Annotated in this window: 16 protein-coding genes and 2 tRNA genes; 3 read left to right on the top strand and 15 right to left on the bottom strand. The window is 65.6% G+C overall.

The annotated features are described in order from the left end of the window. Window positions 1-15: 15 nt before the first annotated feature. On the top strand, window positions 16-807 hold the full coding sequence (locus ACYQ4T_RS07005; protein WP_459851845.1) for an SDR family oxidoreductase: 792 nt from the start codon (window positions 16-18) through the stop codon (window positions 805-807). Window positions 808-810: 3 nt separating this feature from the next. Here the strand turns inward: ACYQ4T_RS07005 and ACYQ4T_RS07000 are convergent, their stop codons facing one another. After that, window positions 811-1485, bottom strand: a complete 675-nt coding sequence (locus ACYQ4T_RS07000) for a glutathione S-transferase family protein (RefSeq protein WP_459851843.1) — start codon at window positions 1483-1485, stop codon at window positions 811-813. Window positions 1486-1489: 4 nt separating this feature from the next. Further along, a complete protein-coding gene (locus ACYQ4T_RS06995; protein ID WP_459851841.1) occupies window positions 1490-1918 on the bottom strand; it encodes a DoxX family protein in 429 nt (142 codons plus the stop codon). Window positions 1919-2039: 121 nt separating this feature from the next. Here ACYQ4T_RS06995 and ACYQ4T_RS06990 point away from each other — a divergent pair, with 121 nt between their 5' ends. Beyond that, complete coding sequence (locus ACYQ4T_RS06990; RefSeq protein WP_459851839.1) at window positions 2040-2468, top strand: MarR family winged helix-turn-helix transcriptional regulator; 429 nt, start codon at window positions 2040-2042, stop codon at window positions 2466-2468. 348 nt (window positions 2469-2816) lie between these two features. Here the strand turns inward: ACYQ4T_RS06990 and ACYQ4T_RS06985 are convergent, their stop codons facing one another. Next, a complete protein-coding gene (locus ACYQ4T_RS06985) occupies window positions 2817-3728 on the bottom strand; it encodes a DMT family transporter (RefSeq protein ID WP_459851837.1) in 912 nt (303 codons plus the stop codon). A gap of 57 nt (window positions 3729-3785) precedes the next feature. On the opposite strand from ACYQ4T_RS06985, the gene ACYQ4T_RS06980 reads away from it, so the two are divergent. After that, window positions 3786-3861, top strand: a tRNA-Val gene (locus ACYQ4T_RS06980). A 98-nt stretch (window positions 3862-3959) separates the two neighbouring features. Here ACYQ4T_RS06980 and ACYQ4T_RS06975 read toward each other — a convergent pair. The 12 genes from ACYQ4T_RS06975 to ACYQ4T_RS06920 all read right to left on the bottom strand — a co-directional run bounded on the left by ACYQ4T_RS06975 (window position 3960) and on the right by ACYQ4T_RS06920 (window position 17228). Beyond that, on the bottom strand, window positions 3960-4661 hold the full coding sequence (locus ACYQ4T_RS06975) for a ribonuclease activity regulator RraA (RefSeq protein ID WP_459851835.1): 702 nt from the start codon (window positions 4659-4661) through the stop codon (window positions 3960-3962). A gap of 10 nt (window positions 4662-4671) precedes the next feature. Further along, entirely contained in the window at window positions 4672-5577 is a 906-nt protein-coding gene (locus ACYQ4T_RS06970) for a DMT family transporter (protein WP_459851833.1), read from the bottom strand. Between the two features lie 76 nt (window positions 5578-5653). Then, window positions 5654-5926 (bottom strand): HU family DNA-binding protein, encoded by a 273-nt coding sequence (locus ACYQ4T_RS06965; RefSeq protein WP_395023001.1) that lies wholly within the window; start codon window positions 5924-5926, stop codon window positions 5654-5656. A gap of 175 nt (window positions 5927-6101) precedes the next feature. Beyond that, entirely contained in the window at window positions 6102-8516 is a 2415-nt protein-coding gene (gene lon, locus ACYQ4T_RS06960; protein WP_459851831.1) for an endopeptidase La, read from the bottom strand. A gap of 342 nt (window positions 8517-8858) precedes the next feature. Then, the gene (gene clpX, locus ACYQ4T_RS06955; RefSeq protein WP_395023004.1) at window positions 8859-10124 is read right to left on the bottom strand and encodes an ATP-dependent Clp protease ATP-binding subunit ClpX; all 1266 of its coding nucleotides are present in this window, start codon (window positions 10122-10124) and stop codon (window positions 8859-8861) included. A gap of 245 nt (window positions 10125-10369) precedes the next feature. Beyond that, complete coding sequence (clpP, locus tag ACYQ4T_RS06950; RefSeq protein WP_459852055.1) at window positions 10370-11014, bottom strand: ATP-dependent Clp endopeptidase proteolytic subunit ClpP; 645 nt, start codon at window positions 11012-11014, stop codon at window positions 10370-10372. A gap of 112 nt (window positions 11015-11126) precedes the next feature. After that, window positions 11127-12470, bottom strand: a complete 1344-nt coding sequence (gene tig / locus ACYQ4T_RS06945; protein WP_459851827.1) for a trigger factor — start codon at window positions 12468-12470, stop codon at window positions 11127-11129. A gap of 55 nt (window positions 12471-12525) precedes the next feature. Beyond that, window positions 12526-12610 (bottom strand) — tRNA-Leu (locus ACYQ4T_RS06940). Window positions 12611-12792: 182 nt separating this feature from the next. After that, a complete protein-coding gene (locus ACYQ4T_RS06935; RefSeq protein WP_459851825.1) occupies window positions 12793-13206 on the bottom strand; it encodes an N-acetyltransferase family protein in 414 nt (137 codons plus the stop codon). A 16-nt stretch (window positions 13207-13222) separates the two neighbouring features. After that, window positions 13223-14755, bottom strand: coding sequence for an NAD(P)H-hydrate dehydratase (locus ACYQ4T_RS06930; protein ID WP_459851822.1), 1533 nt, complete (start codon window positions 14753-14755; stop codon window positions 13223-13225). Window positions 14756-14770: 15 nt separating this feature from the next. After that, window positions 14771-15538: an HpcH/HpaI aldolase family protein gene (locus tag ACYQ4T_RS06925; protein WP_459851819.1), complete on the bottom strand. Its 768-nt coding sequence runs from the start codon at window positions 15536-15538 to the stop codon at window positions 14771-14773. A gap of 61 nt (window positions 15539-15599) precedes the next feature. After that, a complete protein-coding gene (locus ACYQ4T_RS06920) occupies window positions 15600-17228 on the bottom strand; it encodes a tetratricopeptide repeat protein (protein WP_459851816.1) in 1629 nt (542 codons plus the stop codon). Window positions 17229-17297: the final 69 nt, after the last annotated feature.

Genomic DNA, 17297 nt, shown 5'->3' with positions numbered 1-17297 from the left:
AGCATCGCAACACACATGACCAGCCTTTCAGACCTCATGAACCTCGATGGCCGGGTGGCGCTGGTGACCGGCGGCAGCGGGCATCTCGGCCGTGCCATGGTTGCAGCCCTGGTGGAGATGGGGGCCCGGGTCGCGGTGCATGGGCTCAATCCGGACGAGACCGCGAAAGCGGCCGATGCGCATGGCAAGGCCTGCGCGCCCTTCCCCGCCGATCTCGCCGACCCGGATGCGGTGACCGCCCTGCCCGGTGCCGTCAAAGCGAAATTCGGCCGGCTCGACATCCTGATCAACAATGCCGCCTTCGTCGGCACCAGCGCGCTCAAGGGCTGGGCGGTGCCGTTCCAGCAGCAGTCGGTCGAGACCTGGCGCCGCGCGATCGACGTCAACCTCACCGCCGTCTTCGCGCTGACGCAGGCCGCGGCGTTGCTGCTGGCGGAATCCGGCAGCGGCAGCGTCATCAACATCGCATCGATTTACGGCCTGGTCGGCCCCGACTTGAGCCTCTACCACGGCACCGAACTCGGCAATCCCGCCGCCTACGCCGCCAGCAAGGGCGGGCTCATCCAGCTGACGCGCTGGCTTGCCACCAGCCTAGCACCCAAGGTCCGTGTCAATGCGCTGACGCCGGGCGGCATCGCCCGCGGCCAGCCGCAGGAGTTCGTCGACCGCTACGTCGCCCGCACGCCGCTCGGGCGCATGGGGCGCGAGGACGACATGATCGGCGCCATGGCCTATCTCGCCAGCGATCTCTCCAACTACGTGACTGGACAGAACATCGTCGTCGATGGCGGCTGGACCGCTTGGTGACGGTCAGGCGGCGGCCTTTTCCTCCATCAGCCGAGAGAGATGCGATCCGCGCGCCAGCAGGAAGTGACGGAGCCGCTCGTCATAATCGGCGGCGACCGCGATCTTGACCGAATCCCGCACCGCCAGCGATCCGCGCCAGCGCGCCATCCGCTCCAGGCCGGCGAGGATGCCGAAATCCGCGATCCGGTCGAAGGCGTCGAAGTAGCGGAAGACCGGCGCGAAGACCGCATCCACCAGCGAAAATGCCGCACCGTCGAACCAGGGCTCGGCCACCAGCCGCCGCTCCAGCCAGGCGAAGCGCGCGGCGAGCTGCTGCTTCTTCACGTCGAAGGCAATAGCATCGGGCGCCGAATAGAGCGCCCAGATGTCATTCAGGATCGCCGAGCCGAACTCGATCAGGCTGCGGTGCTCGGCGCGGCGCAAGGCATCCGCCGGATGCAGCGGATTGGGCTGGGTGTCTTCCAGGTATTCCAGGATGACCGCGGATTCGAAGATCGACGTCTCCTCCACTTGCAGCACCGGCGTCTTGCCGAGCGGCGAGAGCGCCTTGAACCAGTCGGGCTTGTTCGCGAGATCTACATAGGCGCGCTCGTATGCGACGCCCTTCTCCGCCAGCGCAATCGCCGCGCGCTGCACATAGGGGCAGAGCTGATGGCTGACCAAAGTGAGGCTGGTCATGATGTCACGCACCCTTCGGCGACGGCGTCGCCGTCATGGCGCCGACGCGGACCGCACAGGCGCCGCTACCGAGCAGAGCTTGCGCGACGCAGAGCACGATAAGATATGCGGGATACTCCCAGCCGCCATTAGGCGCGGTGAACACCCAGCCGTTGCCGCCGTGAACCCAGACGATGGCGCCAATCAGCGGCAAGGTCAGCGCGAGCGCCACCAGCCGCGTCCAGATCCCGAGCACCAGAAGCAGCCCGCCCAACGCCTCCGCCAAGAAGGTCGCATAGGCCAGCCAGCCGGGAAGGCCGACGCCGACGAAGAACTGCGCCGTGCCGTCCAGGCCATAGGTCAGCAGCTTCAGCACGATGCTGTGGGCGAGGAACATGACCCCGAGGGCAACCCGCAGCAATGCGATGCCCTGCGCCTGACGTTGCGATTCCATGATCGTTCTCCTATATAGATGCAACTGCATCCATATAAATGCATCTGCATGCATGTTGTCAAGGTTGATGCATATGCATCTTTATGCTAGGCGTGGCCTGGTGAAACTCGACACGAAATCAATGCCTTCCGAAGAAGCCGTGACCGCCTGGGCGCGCCTGGTGCGGGCCGGGCAGACCTTGCGCGACGCGATCGAAGCCGAACTGAAGGCGGCCGACCTGCCCCCGCTCGCCTGGTACGACGTCCTGCTGGAGCTGGGGCGCGCCGAGGGCGGCCGGCTGCGGCCGCTGGAGCTCGAGCGCCGCACCCTGCTCGCCCAGTACAACGCCTCGCGCCTGATCGACCGGATGGAAAAGGCCGGCCTGGTCGAGCGCCTGCCGCATCCCGAAGACGGGCGCGGCCAGCTGATCGCCGTCACCGCCGAGGGCCGCGCCCAGCAGAAGCGGATCTGGAAGGTCTATGGCCCGGCCATCACCCGGCATGTCGGCGAGAAGCTGCGCCCCGCGGAAGCCGTCGAGCTGGCCCGGCTGCTCGCCAAGCTGATCGGTTAAGCGGACCCCGCCGACCCGGACGGACGCGCCCGCGTTCCGACCCGGTGCCGACCGATAAAGCGTTGTTTGCAATCGATGAATCTCCTGCTGTCTGTGTCCGTCCGCGTGCGCCAGATCCGTATCTTGTCCGGGTCCTGTCCGGGTTGACGCGGTCCGTCTGCGTGGGCCGGGATTCCGCATCTTGTCTGCGTCCTGTCTGCGTGAGGGCGCCTCGTCTGCGTGAACCCGTCCGTGCCCCGTCCGGGTGGCGCGGAGGCAGTGCGCTTGCCTTGGGCCTGGATCCGAACAGGAAATTGTACTTGGTTTGTTCTATCACTGCAAGGCTCCGGCGGCCGTCAAGCGCGCAACTCAGGGGATCTGCTCGACCTTGTCGCTGACATGCACGGCGAGGCGGCGCTCGCGGTAGAAGACGAAGAGTCCGCTGGCGATCAGGATCGCGTTGCCGAGGATGATGCGCGGGGTCGGCTCATGCTGCCACCAGATCCAGCCGAACAGCGCCGCCCAGAAGATCGCGCTGTACTGGAAGGGTGCCAGCAGCGAGGCCGGCGCCAGGGCCACCGCCCGCGCAATCAGCAGGAAGCACCCTGCCGCGACGATGCCGAGCACCAGCATGAGGCCGAAATCCATGGCGCCGGGCGAGACCCAGCCCAGGGGGAGGAGGATCGCGCCGACGAGGCCGCCGACCAGGAACTGCGAGACCACGAGGACGAAGGGATTGTTGTCGCGGAGCTGTCGCGTCATGGCCAGAGAGACGGCGAAGCTCGCCGCACCGATCAGGGCGATGACCGAGCCGAGCAGCGCGTCGCCCGAGACCTCCTCGCTGCCCGGGGCCAGCGCGATCACCACGCCGACGAAGCCGACGATGACCGCGCTCCAGCGATAGGGTCCGACCCGCTCGCCGAGGAACAGGCCGGAGATCGCCGTGACGATGATCGGCGCCGACATGTAGAAGGTCATGACATCGACCAGCGGCAGATGCCAAGTCGCGAAATAGAAGCAGTAGCTGTCCATTGTCTGCAGCAGGATGCGGGTGGCGTGCAGCCACCAGGGGCCGGTCAGCCGAAAGCTCACGCGCATTGTCAGCATCACCGGCACCAGCACCGCCACGGCGCCGATGCCGCGCACGAACAGCAGCTGCGCCACGCTGTAGTCGCCCACCAGATACTTGCCCAGCGCGTCGTTCAGGGCGAAGAACGCCACCCCAACCAGATAGAGCAGGATGCCGAGGCTGTGGCGGGCGAAGACAGGATTGGCGGACATGTGGGGGCTGGGTCGGGACTGGCGGAAGGGCGCGATTTCAACTAAACGGGTGATGCCGGGCGATTAGCTCAGTTGGTAGAGCGCTTCCTTTACACGGAAGATGTCGGGGGTTCGAGTCCCTCATCGCCCACCAGCCTCACGCGGCACGAGATCGCCGGGTCAAGCCCGGCGATGACGGTAGTTTAAAACCGTCGTGCGCGGGCTTGACCCGCGCATCTGCCTCCAGGGAACCTACTTCTTCTTCGAGGCCTCGTACCTGGCCTTGGTCTCCGCGTTGGCGGGGTAGAGGCCGGGGAGCGGGGTCCCCTTCTCCACTTCCTGCATGATCCAGGCTTCGAGCTGCTCCTGCTCGGGTGCGAGTTCCAGCACGTGATCGACCAGCGCCGCCGGGATCACCACCACGCCGTCGCCGTCGGCGACCATGATGTCGTTCGGGAAGACGGCGACCCCGCCGCAGCCGATCGGCTCCTGCCAGTTGACAAAGGTGAGGCCGGTGACCGAAGGCGGCGAGGCAATGCCCTGGCTCCAGACCGCGAGCCCGGTCTCGCGCACGCCGGCGACGTCGCGCACCGCGCCGTCGGTGACCAGGGCGGCGACGCCGCGCTGTTTCATCCGGGCGCAGAGGATGTCACCGAAGATGCCGGCATGGGTGACGCCGTTACCGTCGACCACGGCGATGCAGCCTTCCGGCATATGCTCGATCCCGACCCGGGTCGAGATTGGCGCCGACCAGGATTCCGGCGTCGCCAGGTCCTCGCGCATCGGCACGAAGCGGAGCGTGAAGGCACGACCCACTTTGCGCGGCTGATCGGCCTTGAGCGGGGCAACGCCGCGCAGCCAGACATTCCTCAGGCCCTTCTTCAGCAGGATGGTGGTGATGGTCGCGGTCGTGACCTTGGACAGGACCTCGACGATCCGGTTGTCGTTGGACATGCGAACTCCCCTATTCCGCCGCCGGCGAAGGCGCGGCGGCGGGTTCCCTGCCTTTATAATTCGCCAGATAGACACCGACCACCACGATCGCGGTGCCGGCGATGGTGAGCGCGGTCAGTTCCTCGCCCAGGAACAGGAAAGCCTGCAGGGCTGCCAGCGGCGGCACGAGATAGACCAGCGCGGCCACGCGCGAGACTTGGCCATGGCTCAGCAGATAGAGCAGCAGCAGGATCGCCGCCACCGAGGTCCCCAGCACCGACCAGGCGAGCACGGCGACGAACTGCCAGCCGAACTCGACATGGAACGTCTCCAGCAGGAAGGCGAAGGGCAGGATGACGAAGAGCGCCGCGACATATTGCAGGGTCGCGGCGACGCGGATATCGACCTTCTGCAGATAGCGCTTCTGGTAGATCGTGCCGGCCGTCACCGACACCATGCCGAGGACGTTGACGAAGACCGGGAACCAGGCGATGCCGCCGGAACCGGCATGCGCCAGCTTCGGCGCCACCGCCAGCGACACGCCGAGAAAGCCGAGCATCAGGCCGATCCGCTGCAGGCGGCTCAAGCGTTCGCCGAGAACATAGGGCGCCGCCAGCGCGGTCAGCAGCGGCTGCAACCCGGCGATGATGCCGGAGATCCCCGCCGGCACGCCCTGCCCGATCGCCCACCAGACCGGCCCGAGATAGCCGCCATGCAGCAGCACACCGGAGAACAGGGTATGGCCGAGCGCGGCCCGGCTCCTGGGCCAGCGCGCGCCGGAGAGCAGCGCGATCGCCACGAAGAACAGGATCGCGACGGCGAAGCGGATGACCAGGAAGGTCAGCGGGCCCGAGACCATCGCGCCGAACTCGGCGGCGACCCAGCCGCTCGACCACAGCAGGATGAAGGCGACGGGCGCCAAGCGTCCGAGTGACATGCGCTGAGCTTCCAAAAGCGAACCGGCCGCCGCGGTTTCCCGGGCGGCCGGCCAGTGATCGGTCGATCGACCGAGCTTAGTTGACCGCGTCCTTGAGGCCCTTGCCGGCCTTGAACTTCGGCTGCTTGGAAGCCGGGATCTCGATCTCCTCGCCGGTGCGCGGGTTGCGGCCCTTCGAGGCCGCGCGCTTGGCGACATGGAAGGTGCCGAAGCCGACCAGGCGGATTTCCTGGTTCTTCTTCAGCGCGCGGGTGATGGAATCGAAAACTGCATCGACCGCCTTCGCCGCATCGGTCTTCGACAATCCGGTATCGTCCGCCACTTCGGCGATCAGGTCGTTCTTGTTCACGGGGGACCCCCTTCTCTCTTCATTCTTCTGGGTGAATGCCCGGCTGGGAGCGCCAGGGCGAAATCGGCGCGGATTCTAGTGCAGAAATGACGGGCGTCAATCATAACCGCAAAAAACCCCGGGGATAAATCCCCGGGGTTTTCCGCAGCTTACACGACTTTTGACCTAGCGCGGGTCAGTGCGTCACCACACCGCGCTCGTCCTCGCCGTCCTTGGAAGCCGGCGTCTCGATCTCCGCCGGCTCGATCCATTCGACCGGTGTCAACGGCTTGGTGAGCGCCGTCTTCAGCACCTGATCGACGCTCTCGACCGGGATGATCTCGAGGCCCTTCTTCACGTTGTCCGGAATGTCGGCCAAGTCCTTCTCATTCTCAGATGGAATGAGCACGGTCTTGATGCCGGCCCGGAGTGCGGCCAGGAGCTTCTCCTTCAACCCGCCGATCGGCAGAACGCGGCCACGCAAGGTGACCTCGCCGGTCATCGCGACGTCCCGGCGCACCGGAATGCCGGTCAGCACCGAGACGATCGTTGTGACCATGGCGACGCCGGCGGAAGGTCCATCTTTCGGCGTGGCACCCTCGGGCACGTGCACGTGGATGTCACGACGGTTGAAGACCGTCGGCTTGATGCCGAATTCCACCGACCGCGACTTCACGAAGGATTCGGCCGCTTGCACGGATTCCTTCATGACATCGCCGAGCTTGCCGGTCGCGGTCACACGGCCCTTGCCGGGCACCGTCACCGCTTCGATCGTCAGGATCTCACCACCCACTTCCGTCCAAGCCAAGCCGGTCACGACGCCGACCATGTCGGTCAGCTCGGCCTCGCCGTAACGGAACTTCTTGATCCCGGCATACTTGCCGAGGTTCTTGCGGGTGATCGTCACCTTATCGAGATTCTTCATCAGAATCTCTTTGATCGACTTCCGCGCCAGGTTGGCGATCTCGCGTTCCAGGTTACGCACACCGGCCTCGCGCGTGTAGTAACGCACGAGGTCGCGGATCGCGTCATCCGACAGCGCCCATTCTTCCTTCTTCAGGCCGTGGTCCTTGACCTGCTTCGGGATCAAGTGGCGCTTGGCGATTTCCACCTTCTCATCCTCGGTATAGCCGGGGATGCGGATGATCTCCATGCGATCCAGCAACGGCTGCGGCATCCGCAGCGAGTTGGCGGTCGTGATGAACATGACATCCGACAGGTCGTAGTCGACCTCGAGATAGTGGTCGGCGAAGGTCGAGTTCTGCTCGGGGTCGAGGACCTCGAGCAATGCCGACGACGGATCGCCGCGCCAGTCCTGGCCCAGCTTGTCCACCTCGTCGAGGAGGAACAGCGGGTTCGAGGACTTCGCCTTCTTCATCGCCTGGATGACCTTGCCCGGCATCGAGCCGATATAGGTCCGGCGATGACCGCGCACCTCGGCCTCGTCACGCACGCCGCCGAGGCTGATGCGCACGAAGTTACGGCCGGTGGCACGCGCGATCGACTTGCCGAGCGAGGTCTTGCCGACGCCCGGGGGGCCGACCAGGCACAGGATCGGGCCTTTGATCCGCTTCTGGCGTTGCTGCACGGCGAGATATTCAAGGATGCGTTCCTTGACCTTCTCCAGACCATAGTGGTCTTCGTTGAGCACCTTCTCCGCGAGGCGGATGTCGCGCTTGACCTTGGTCGGCTTCGACCACGGAATCGACAGGATCCAGTCGAGGTAGTTGCGCACGACGGTGGCTTCCGCCGACATCGGGCTCATGGTGCGGAGCTTCTTCACTTCCGCCTGGGCCTTCTCGCGCGCTTCCTTCGAGAGCTTGGTCTTCTTCACCCGCTCTTCGATCTCCGCGATCTCGTCGCGGCCGTCCTCGCCCTCGCCGAGTTCCTTCTGAATGGCCTTCATCTGCTCATTCAGGTAGTACTCGCGCTGGGTCTTCTCCATCTGCCGCTTCACACGGCTGCGGATCCGCTTCTCGACCTGGAGCACGCCGATCTCGCCTTCCATGAAGGCATAGATCTTCTCCAGCCGCTCGGAGACCGAACCGATCTCCAAGAGCTCCTGCTTCTCCGCGATCTTCAGCGAGAGATGCGAGGCGACGGTGTCGGCGAGCTTCGACGGGTCCTCGATCTGGTTGATCGAGACCAGCACCTCGGGCGGCACCTTCTTGTTCAGCTTGATATACTGCTCGAACTGCGAGACCACCGAGCGCGCCAAGGCCTCGACTTCCTTGCCGGCCGGATCGGCGGCATCGGTCAAGGCCGCGGCTTCCGCCACGAAGAACTGGTCGTTCTCGGCGAACTTCTTGATCCGCGCTCGATAGCCGCCCTCGACCAGCACCTTCACGGTGCCGTCGGGCAGCTTCAGCAGTTGCAACACGGTGCCGACCGTGCCGACGGAATAGATGTCGGCCGGGCTGGGATCATCCTGGGCGGCGTTCTTCTGGGTGACCAGCAGGATCTGCTTGTCATCCTTCATCACGTCTTCCAGCGCCTTCACCGACTTCTCGCGCCCCACGAAGAGCGGCACGATCATGTGCGGGAAGACCACGATGTCCCGTAGCGGCAACACCGGATAGTTCTGGGATGATGGACCGGGATTGTTTTCCATGATGATTCTTCAGGTTCTCCAGGGCTTTGGCCAGACTAGTCCCGGCCGCTGCCACACTGCAATCATTGACCCTGGCACCGCGACGCGGTTCGGGGCTTTTTTCGCTCTCGCCTCGGATTCGGCTGTGGATAAGTGATTGATAGGCTTTGCCGAAAGGACATCCGCGGTTCGAGCGCCGCAGCCCGCCAGTCCAACTCGTTAACTTATTTGGTCACGTCGCGGTCTTTATCAAGGGACGCGGCAATCGCTGCCATGATCTGGGTCATGACATGCACTTTTCAGTCCACGAGTCGCGAAAGAATAGTTCAGCGAAACGAGCCGTTTAGGTCGGTGAATGGCCGGCTATGCGCCGGCCGCACCGCCGGCCCGATCGGTGTAGATGTAGAGCGGGCGCGCGTTCCCCTCCACCACCTCGCGGCTGATGACCATGGCCTCGACTCCGTCGAGGCCGGGCAGCTCGAACATCGGCTCGAGCAGAATGCCTTCCATGATCGAGCGCAGCCCACGGGCGCCGGTCTTGCGCGCGATCGCCTTGCGGGCGATGGCGGAAAGAGCGTCGTCGGCGAACTCGAGGCGGACGTCTTCCATCTCGAAGAGACGCTGATACTGCTTCACCAGCGCGTTCTTGGGCTCGGTCAGGATCTTGATCAGGGCCGGCTCGTCGAGGTCGGTCAAGGTCGCCACCACCGGCAGACGGCCGACGAACTCGGGGATCAGGCCGAACTTCAGCAGGTCTTCCGGCTCCACCTCGCGCAGGATCTCGCCCGCGCCGCGCTCATCGGGTCCGCGCACATCGGCGCCGAAGCCGATCGCCGAGCCGCTGCGTCCGCGCTGCGCGATGATCTTCTCCAGGCCGGCGAAAGCGCCGCCGCAGATGAACAGGATGTTGGTGGTGTCGACCTGCAGGAACTCCTGCTGCGGATGCTTGCGGCCACCCTGCGGCGGCACCGAGGCGATGGTGCCTTCCATGATCTTCAGCAGGGCCTGCTGCACGCCCTCGCCCGACACATCGCGGGTGATCGACGGGTTGTCGGACTTGCGGCTGATCTTGTCGACCTCGTCGATGTAGACGATGCCGCGCTGCGCACGCTCGACGTTGTAGTCCGCCGATTGCAGCAGCTTCAGGATGATGTTCTCGACGTCCTCGCCGACATAGCCGGCTTCGGTCAGCGTGGTCGCATCGGCCATGGTGAACGGCACGTCGATGATGCGCGCCAGCGTCTGCGCCAGCAGCGTCTTGCCGCAACCGGTCGGGCCGACCAGCAGGATGTTCGACTTCGAGAGCTCGACGTCGTTCTGCTTCCCGGCGTGGGAGAGGCGCTTGTAGTGGTTGTGCACCGCGACCGAGAGGACCTTCTTCGCGTGGTCCTGGCCGATCACGTAGTCGTCGAGCACCTTGCAGATGTCCCGGGGGCTGGGCACGCCGTCGCGCGACTTGACCAGGGTGGTCTTGTGCTCTTCACGGATGATGTCCATGCAGAGCTCGACGCATTCGTCGCAGATGAAAACCGTCGGTCCGGCGATGAGCTTACGGACCTCATGCTGGCTCTTGCCGCAAAAGGAGCAATAGAGGGTATTCTTGGAGTCGCCGTTGGTGGACTTGTTCATCGCCGACCTATCTGCGTCGCGCCTGGGATTCGCTGCGCGACAATCATGTTAAACCGTTAATTCCCGGTCACACAACGAGTTTCTGGCCTTTTCGCACACCGGGCGGCACGCTGCGGCAGGAGTGCAACGTGCCTTCCACGACGAGCATAACCTAGCCCGATATTCCTGAGAAAAGCTTAAGGGCGAGCGGGTTCCAAGGCGGGTTCCGAGCCCGTTCAATACCCCTCAATCCTCGGGCGAACCCCTCAGGAACTCTTGTCGTCGTCCCCGGTGCGCGGACGCTCGGACACGACCTCGTCGATCAGGCCGAAATCCTTCGCCTCTTCCGGAGTCATGAAGCGGTCGCGGTCCATGGCGTTCTCGATCTTCGAGAGGTCCTGCCCGGTATGCTTCACGTAGATCTTGTTCAGCCGGTCGCGGGTCTTCAGGATTTCCCGGGCGTGGATCTCGATATCCGCCGCCTGGCCCGAGAAGCCACCGGAAGGCTGGTGAATCATGATGTTGGAGTTGGGCAGGCTGTAGCGCTTGCCCTTCCGGCCGGCGGTCAGCAGCAGCGAGCCGGCCGAGGCCGCGAGGCCGACGCAGACGGTCGCGATCTCGGGGCGGATATACTGCATGGTGTCGTACATGGCGAGGCCCGAGGTCACCACGCCGCCCGGGGAGTTGATATAGAGCGAGATTTCCTTCTTCGGATTCTCGGACTCGAGGAACAGCAGCTGGGCGCAGACCAGGCTGGCCATGTTGTCGTTGACCGGGCCGACCACGAAGATGATGCGCTCCTTCAAGAGGCGCGAATAGATGTCATAGGCGCGCTCGCCGCGGTTGGTCTGCTCGACCACCATCGGCACCAGCATGTTGTTGTAGGTTTCGATCGGGTCGCGGTCTCTGATCATGGTGCTGCTCTACTCCATTGCGCCGTTCGACTCATATAAGCCGACTCGGCCCTGCTCCAATCTTAGCGCCCGATATCCCTTGCGTGTACGCAGCAAGAGGGCCAGGCACCTACTTCTTCAGCGCCGCCAGTTCCTCTTCGCCTTCCTTGGCGAACTGCTCCGGGGTCACCGCGCGATCGGTGATGTTCGCCTGCTCCAGGATGAAGTCCACGACCTTCTCCTCATAGAGCGGCGCACGCAGCTGGTTCAGAGCCTCCGGCGAGCTCTGGTAATACTCGAACACCTTCTTCTCATGTCCGGGATAGCGGCGCGCCTCGGCGATCAGCGCCCGGGTCAGGTCTTCCTGGGCGACCTCGATGTTATTTAGGCGACCGACTTCCGAGAGCAAGAGGCCGAGCTTCACGCGGCGGACCGCGATGTCGCGGTACTCCTGCTTGAGCTGCTCCTCGCCCTTGCCCTTGTCCTCGTCGTCGAGGCGGTCGTTCTTCATATCCTCTTCGATCTGGCGCCAGATCGCCTGGAATTCAATATCCACCAGGCCTTCCGGCAGGGTGAACTCGTGGTTGTCGGCGAGGACGTCCAGGAGCTTGCGCTTCACCCGGGCGCGGGCGACCTGGCCGTATTCGCCCTCCATCCGCTCCTTGGTCTGCTTCTTGAGGTCGGCGAGATCCTGGAGACCCAGCGACTTGGCCAGTTCGTCGTCGAGCGCCGCCGGCTTCGGGGCGCGGATCTCGGTCGCGGTCACGTCGAACTCGGCCGCCTTGCCGGCGAGATCGCTGTTGGCATACTCGGCCGGGAAGGTCACCTTCACGACGCGGGCTTCGCCCTTCTTGATGCCGATCAGCTGGTCCTCGAAGCCCGGGATGAACTGGCCCGAGCCCAATTCCAGGTAATGGCCCTCGGCGCTGCCGCCGTCGAAGGCGACCCCATCGACCTTGCCGACGAAGTTGATGACGGCGATGTCGCCCTTCTGGGCGGCATGATCGTCGGCCGCAACCTCGGAGCTGCCCTGCCGCTTGGCCAGCATCTCCAGGCGGTCATCGACTTCCTTGTCCGGAACCTCGACCTTCACCCGCTCGAGCTTCACGGTCTTGAAGTCCATCGGCTTGATTTCCGGGATGACTTCCATCGCCACGCTGAACTCGAGGTCGGAATTCTCCTCGAACTTGGTGATCTCGACCTTGGGCTGACCCGCCGGGCGCAGGTTGTTCTCGTGCATCAGCTTGTGCGAGCCCTCGTTGACGGCCTCGTTGATCACCTCGCCCAGCACGTTCTTCTGGTAGCGGCGCTTCAGCTCCGTCATCGGCACCTTGCCGGGGCGAAAGCCGGGAAGCTGGACCTTCTGGCCGAGCTCGACGAGCTTGCCATCGACCTTCGACTTGAGGTCGCCCGCGGGCACCACGACCTTGTATTCGCGTTTCAGGCCGCTGGTATTGGTTTCGGTAACCTGCATGATCCGTCCAACTCTGCTCTGCTGATTGATCCAAAGACTGCGCCGAGCCGGATTTTGGTGCGGGCGGAGGGACTTGAACCCCCACGACTTGCGTCACGGGAACCTAAATCCCGCGCGTCTACCAGTTCCGCCACGCCCGCCCGAAGTTACTCCCGAGGGGTTCGGCGAACCGGTTCAGGGGCCACGATCCGGCCGCTCAGAAGCGCCTTCCGACCCCCAGGAATCCCAGGGGAAAATCCGGTGAAATCAGGGCGCGGGTTTATCCCACGAAACCCACCCTTACAAGCAAATTCGGCCTGGGGCTCAAGGTCCGGAAATCGCACTATTTCCGCAGCCTTACCCAGGGCCCGGTCTCCGCCGTCCCCTCGCCCACCTCGCGCCAGCCGAGGTGCTTATAGAAGGCGACCGCCCGCTTGTTGACCTTGTCGCATTTCAACTCGCAGATGCCCTTGGCCCGGGCCACCACCGCCTCCAGCAGGCGCCGGCCAATCCCGCGGTTCTGGGCCCCGGGCTCGACGTACAGGCTGTGGATGAAGTTTTCCGGCCAGTATATTGATAATACAGCAATTATTTTCCCGGCTTGGACCGCGACCCATTGCTCCTCGCCGGTGATGCTCTCGAAATAGCGCTCGGGCACGTAATACTCGGGCGGGTGGAGCGGAAAGGCCTGCCGATAGGCCGCGAGGAAGACCGCGGCGCAGGCGGGATGATCCTCCGGTACGGCCGGCCGGATCACCAGGTCGGGCGAAAGCTCATTCAGGATCCACCTCGCTCAGCCGCCTGAGGACTTCCGGAATCAGCTCCGGCAGGTCCTCGGCGATCAGCCCCGGCCCGAAGGCCGCCCCCGCCATGCCATGCAGCGACACCCCGGCAGCCGCCGCCTCGAAGGCCGGCATCCCCTGCCCCAGCAACCCGAGGATCAGCCCGGCCAGCACATCGCCCGAACCGGCGGTCGCCAGCCAAGCCGGCGCATCGGCATTGATCGCCGCCCTTCCATCCGGCGCGGCGATCACCGTGTCGGCGCCCTTCATCACCACGATGCAGCGCGCGCGGCGGGCCGCCGCGCGCGCGCGGGTGAGCTTGTCGCCTTTCAATTCCGGGAAGAGGCGCGCGAACTCGCCTTCATGCGGCGTCAGCACGATGTCCGCCCGACCGACCTCGACCAGCGCATCGATGCCGCCGGCGAACGCGGTCAGGCCGCCGCCGTCGATCACCAGCGCACGGCCGGAGGCCGCCGCGGTCTTGACCGCGCCGGCCGTGGCGTCATCGGCCGGCAGTCCGGATCCGACCAGCACGGAAGTGAAACGCCGGTCTTCGAGCAGGGCTTGCAGCGCCGCGGCATCGGCAGCCGCGCGGACGATCAGGCCCGGCTGGTCGATCAGATAATAGGGATGCGCCTCCTTTGGCGCGGCGACGGTCAGCATGCCGGCGCCGACCCGCCGGGCCGCGCGCGACGCAAGCCGCGTCGCCCCCGGCATCGTGGCGCCGCCGACCACCAGCGCGTGGCCGCGGGTGTATTTGTGATCCGCCGCCGAGGGCAGCGGCAGATGGCTGCGCCAGAGCGCGGTGCCGTTCACCCGCGGAACATGCGCGAGATCGGGCAGGTCCTCGTCGTGGCAGCCGATATCCGCCACCACCAGATCGCGCGCCCATTCCCGGCCCGGAAGCAACAGGTGGCCGCGCTTCGGCCAGCCGAAGGTCACGGTCAGCGCGGCACGGGGTGCGGCACCCAGGACCTCGCCGGTATCGGCGTTGATTCCGCTGGGCACATCGACCGCGACCACCGGGCAGGGCCGGCCGTGCAGCCCGTGGATCACCGCCTTCACCGCGTCCGCCACCGGTCGCGCGAGGCCGATGCCGAAGATCGCATCGATGACGACGCAGTCGCCCTCGTCCAGCTTCGCCAGGGCGCCGGGCTCGAGTTTCGCGATCGGCCGATCCCAGAGCGCAGCGGCGCGCGCCGCATCACCGCTATAAAGCTCGCGCCCCTGCATCGCGGCGACATGGACCTCCCAGCCGAGCGCTTTGAGCTCGTGGGCGACGATGAAGCCGTCGCCGCCGTTGTTGCCGGGACCGGCGAGAATCAACGCCCGCTTGAACGGCGTCGGCCATCGCAGGCGGATCGCCTCGACCACGGCGCGGCCGGCCGCCGCCATCACGTCGAAGCTCGGCGTGCCGCGGGCGAACAGCGCGGCTTCCGCCGCGCGCATCTCGGCGGCGGTCACGACCCGAAGGCCGGCCATCTCCTCGGCCGAGCGGCCGTGTCGATGCCAGCACAGCTTCATCTCAGCCCCGGGCCACTAGGAAGGACTCTGCGCCTTGACGTGGTTGGCGACCGCCTCGCGCAGCAGCGCCACGTCGGAGCCCGAGATCACCAGGTCGAAGCCGAGCGCGAACAAAGCCTTCGCGTCACGCTCCTTGGTCGGCACGGTGCCCAGCCATTTCCCCTTGGCCTTGGCCGCCGCGATGATGCGGTCGATCGCCTTGCGCACGGTCGGGTGATCGCCCTGCCCGAGATGGCCGAGCGAGGTCGACAGGTCGTTCGGCCCGACGAACAGCATATCGACGCCATCGACCGCGGCGATCTTCTCGACCGCGTCGAGGCCGCCCAGGGTCTCGATCTGCGCCATCACCATCTGGCGGACCGGAATGCTGTCGAAATAGCCCTTGGTGTCGTGGCCATAGCCGGAGGCGCGGATGCCGCCGGTCGCCAGGCCGCGACGGCCGCGCGGCGGGTAATAGCAGGCCGCGACCACCGCCTCGGCATCGGCGACGGAATCCACCATCGGGAACATGAGAGTCGAGATGCCCATGTCGAGCAGGCGCTTGGCGTGGTTGGGATCGTGCGAGGGCACCCGCACCATCACCTGCGCGCCGCGCGATTCCGCCGCGACCGTCTGGCTGTGGATCATCTGCAGTTCGGTCGGGCCGTGCTCCTGGTCGATCAGCAGCGCCGAATAGCCGGCGATCGCCATGATCTCGGCGGTCACCGGGGTCAGGCCGTAGACCCAGCCGGCCAGGACCTTCTCACCGGCCTTCAGGCGCTCCTTGATGCTGCGCGCGGTCACGTTTGGTCTCCTCATATTTCGGGTTCAATCAGGCAGGAAGGCGCGGCTTGGCGCCGGCTGCTCAGTTAATTACCGGCCGGCACTTCTGTCCGCCGTCGCGTTCCTTAATCTTGGCGCAAAGCTCCTGCGCCTTCTGCAAGCTTTCGACCGGCCCGATATAGACGCGATAGGCCGTGTTGGTGCCGCTGGCGAACTGCCGGACTTCCAGGGCGTAGCTGTCCAGCAGCGGCGCAAACTTCGTCTTCGCGCCGCCATCGCCGTCGAAGGCCTTGCGCGCCGCCTGATCCTGGCCCCAGTCCTGGCCGAGCCAGATGTGAAAGATCTGCTTGCCCGCGGTGAGCGAATCCGCGGTCGGCAGATGTTCCTCGAGCGCGGCGGCAGCATCGTCGTGGGCGGCTGCCGGCGCCGGATCCGCAGGCTCCGCGGGAGCGGGCGTGGCGTCACCATGGCCTGCTTCCGCCGGCGGCGGCGTTTCCGCATGCGTGTCGGCCGTCGCTTCGGCCGGTGCGGTGGCGGGTTCGGCGGGTACCGTGGCTTCGGCGACCTTGGTGTCGGCCTCCGCCGGCTTCGGTTCGGCCGGGGCATCGGTCGCGGCGGGTTCGTCGGGCTTCGGCGTTTCGGCGGCGTGGTCCTCGGCTTTCGGCACCGAGGTCGCCGCGCTGCTCGCGGGCGGCGGCGGCGTGTCCACGTGTTCAGGCTCGGTCTGCGGCTCGCTGTCGAGAATGCTGCTTCCGGTCGTGCCGTGGGACGCCGCGGATGCCCCCGCTTCGGCTTCGGCGACTGGCGCAGCCGCGGCATGTTCATCCACCGGCTTGGTCGTCGAGGCGGTTTCCGTTTTCGCCGAATCCGATCCCGGCGTCTCGGCCTTGGCGGCGGTCTCGACTTTCGCCGGCTCTGTCGCGGCGGGCGCCTCGACCTTCGGCGGCTCGGTCTTTTCCGCTTCTTTCTTTTCCGGCTCGATCTTCGGCGTTTCTATTTTCGCAGGCTCGGTCTTCGCGGGCTCGGTCTTCGCCGGCTCGCTCGCGGCCGCTTGCGACTTGGACGCGTCCATCTGCTGCAGATAGCGCTTGGCGTCGCTGCTGCCATTGGCGGCGGCGCGCTCCAGCCAGTCGCGCGCGGCCTTCTCGTCTTTCTGGACGCCGACGCCCTGGTAGTAGAGCTGCCCCATGTAAGCCTGGGCGTAAGGCAGGCCGCCCTCGGCCGCCTTGGCGATCCAGCGGGCGCCCTCTTCGTTGCTCTTCGCCAGGCCCTCGCCCAGCATGTATTGGATCCCGAGATTGAACTCGGCGGTGGTGTTGTTCTTCTCCGCCGCCTGCTTCCAGAGCTCGATCGCCTTCTTCTGGTCCTTGGCGACGCCGCGGCCGCTGGCATAGAGCATCGCCAGGTTGTTCAGCGCCGGCGCGTAGTCCTGCTTGGCCGAAGCCTCATACCAGCGGATCGCTTCCTTGATGTCCGGCTTGTCGAGGCCGCGACCGGTCTCGTAGATCAGCCCGAGCCCATGCTGCGCCTGGGCGTTGCCCGCCTGGGCCGGCGCGCTCCATTCCTTCATCGCCGCCTTGTAGTTGCCGGCGTTGAAGGCCTGGAGCCCTGCATTGTAGTCGGCGATCGCCGCGGTGCCGGCGGCGAGCATGCCCGTCAAGGCCAGCGCGGCCAGCTTCATGTTGAGTCGCAAGGGAAAAATCCGATTCATGATGCCAATATGCCGCCCTGGACCGATGGGCGCAATGCGTCGCCGTCCGGCGGATGCAGTTTCAATGCC

The sequence above is a fragment of the Dongia sp. agr-C8 genome, assembly GCF_054658695.1.
This window is presented reverse-complemented; position numbering and strand designations above follow the sequence as displayed.

What these genes read in the sequence shown, in the direction of transcription:
- ACYQ4T_RS07005 (WP_459851845.1), top strand. Translation starts at nt 16, where the DNA reads ATGACCAGCCTTTCAGACCTCATGAACCTCGATGGCCGGGTGGCGCTG.
- ACYQ4T_RS07000 (WP_459851843.1), bottom strand. Translation starts at nt 1,485, where the DNA reads ATGACCAGCCTCACTTTGGTCAGCCATCAGCTCTGCCCCTATGTGCAG.
- ACYQ4T_RS06995 (WP_459851841.1), bottom strand. Translation starts at nt 1,918, where the DNA reads ATGGAATCGCAACGTCAGGCGCAGGGCATCGCATTGCTGCGGGTTGCC.
- ACYQ4T_RS06990 (WP_459851839.1), top strand. Translation starts at nt 2,040, where the DNA reads ATGCCTTCCGAAGAAGCCGTGACCGCCTGGGCGCGCCTGGTGCGGGCC.
- ACYQ4T_RS06985 (WP_459851837.1), bottom strand. Translation starts at nt 3,728, where the DNA reads ATGTCCGCCAATCCTGTCTTCGCCCGCCACAGCCTCGGCATCCTGCTC.
- ACYQ4T_RS06975 (WP_459851835.1), bottom strand. Translation starts at nt 4,661, where the DNA reads ATGTCCAACGACAACCGGATCGTCGAGGTCCTGTCCAAGGTCACGACC.
- ACYQ4T_RS06970 (WP_459851833.1), bottom strand. Translation starts at nt 5,577, where the DNA reads ATGTCACTCGGACGCTTGGCGCCCGTCGCCTTCATCCTGCTGTGGTCG.
- lon (WP_459851831.1), bottom strand. Translation starts at nt 8,516, where the DNA reads ATGGAAAACAATCCCGGTCCATCATCCCAGAACTATCCGGTGTTGCCG.
- clpX (WP_395023004.1), bottom strand. Translation starts at nt 10,124, where the DNA reads ATGAACAAGTCCACCAACGGCGACTCCAAGAATACCCTCTATTGCTCC.
- tig (WP_459851827.1), bottom strand. Translation starts at nt 12,470, where the DNA reads ATGCAGGTTACCGAAACCAATACCAGCGGCCTGAAACGCGAATACAAG.
- ACYQ4T_RS06930 (WP_459851822.1), bottom strand. Translation starts at nt 14,755, where the DNA reads ATGAAGCTGTGCTGGCATCGACACGGCCGCTCGGCCGAGGAGATGGCC.
- ACYQ4T_RS06920 (WP_459851816.1), bottom strand. Translation starts at nt 17,228, where the DNA reads ATGAATCGGATTTTTCCCTTGCGACTCAACATGAAGCTGGCCGCGCTG.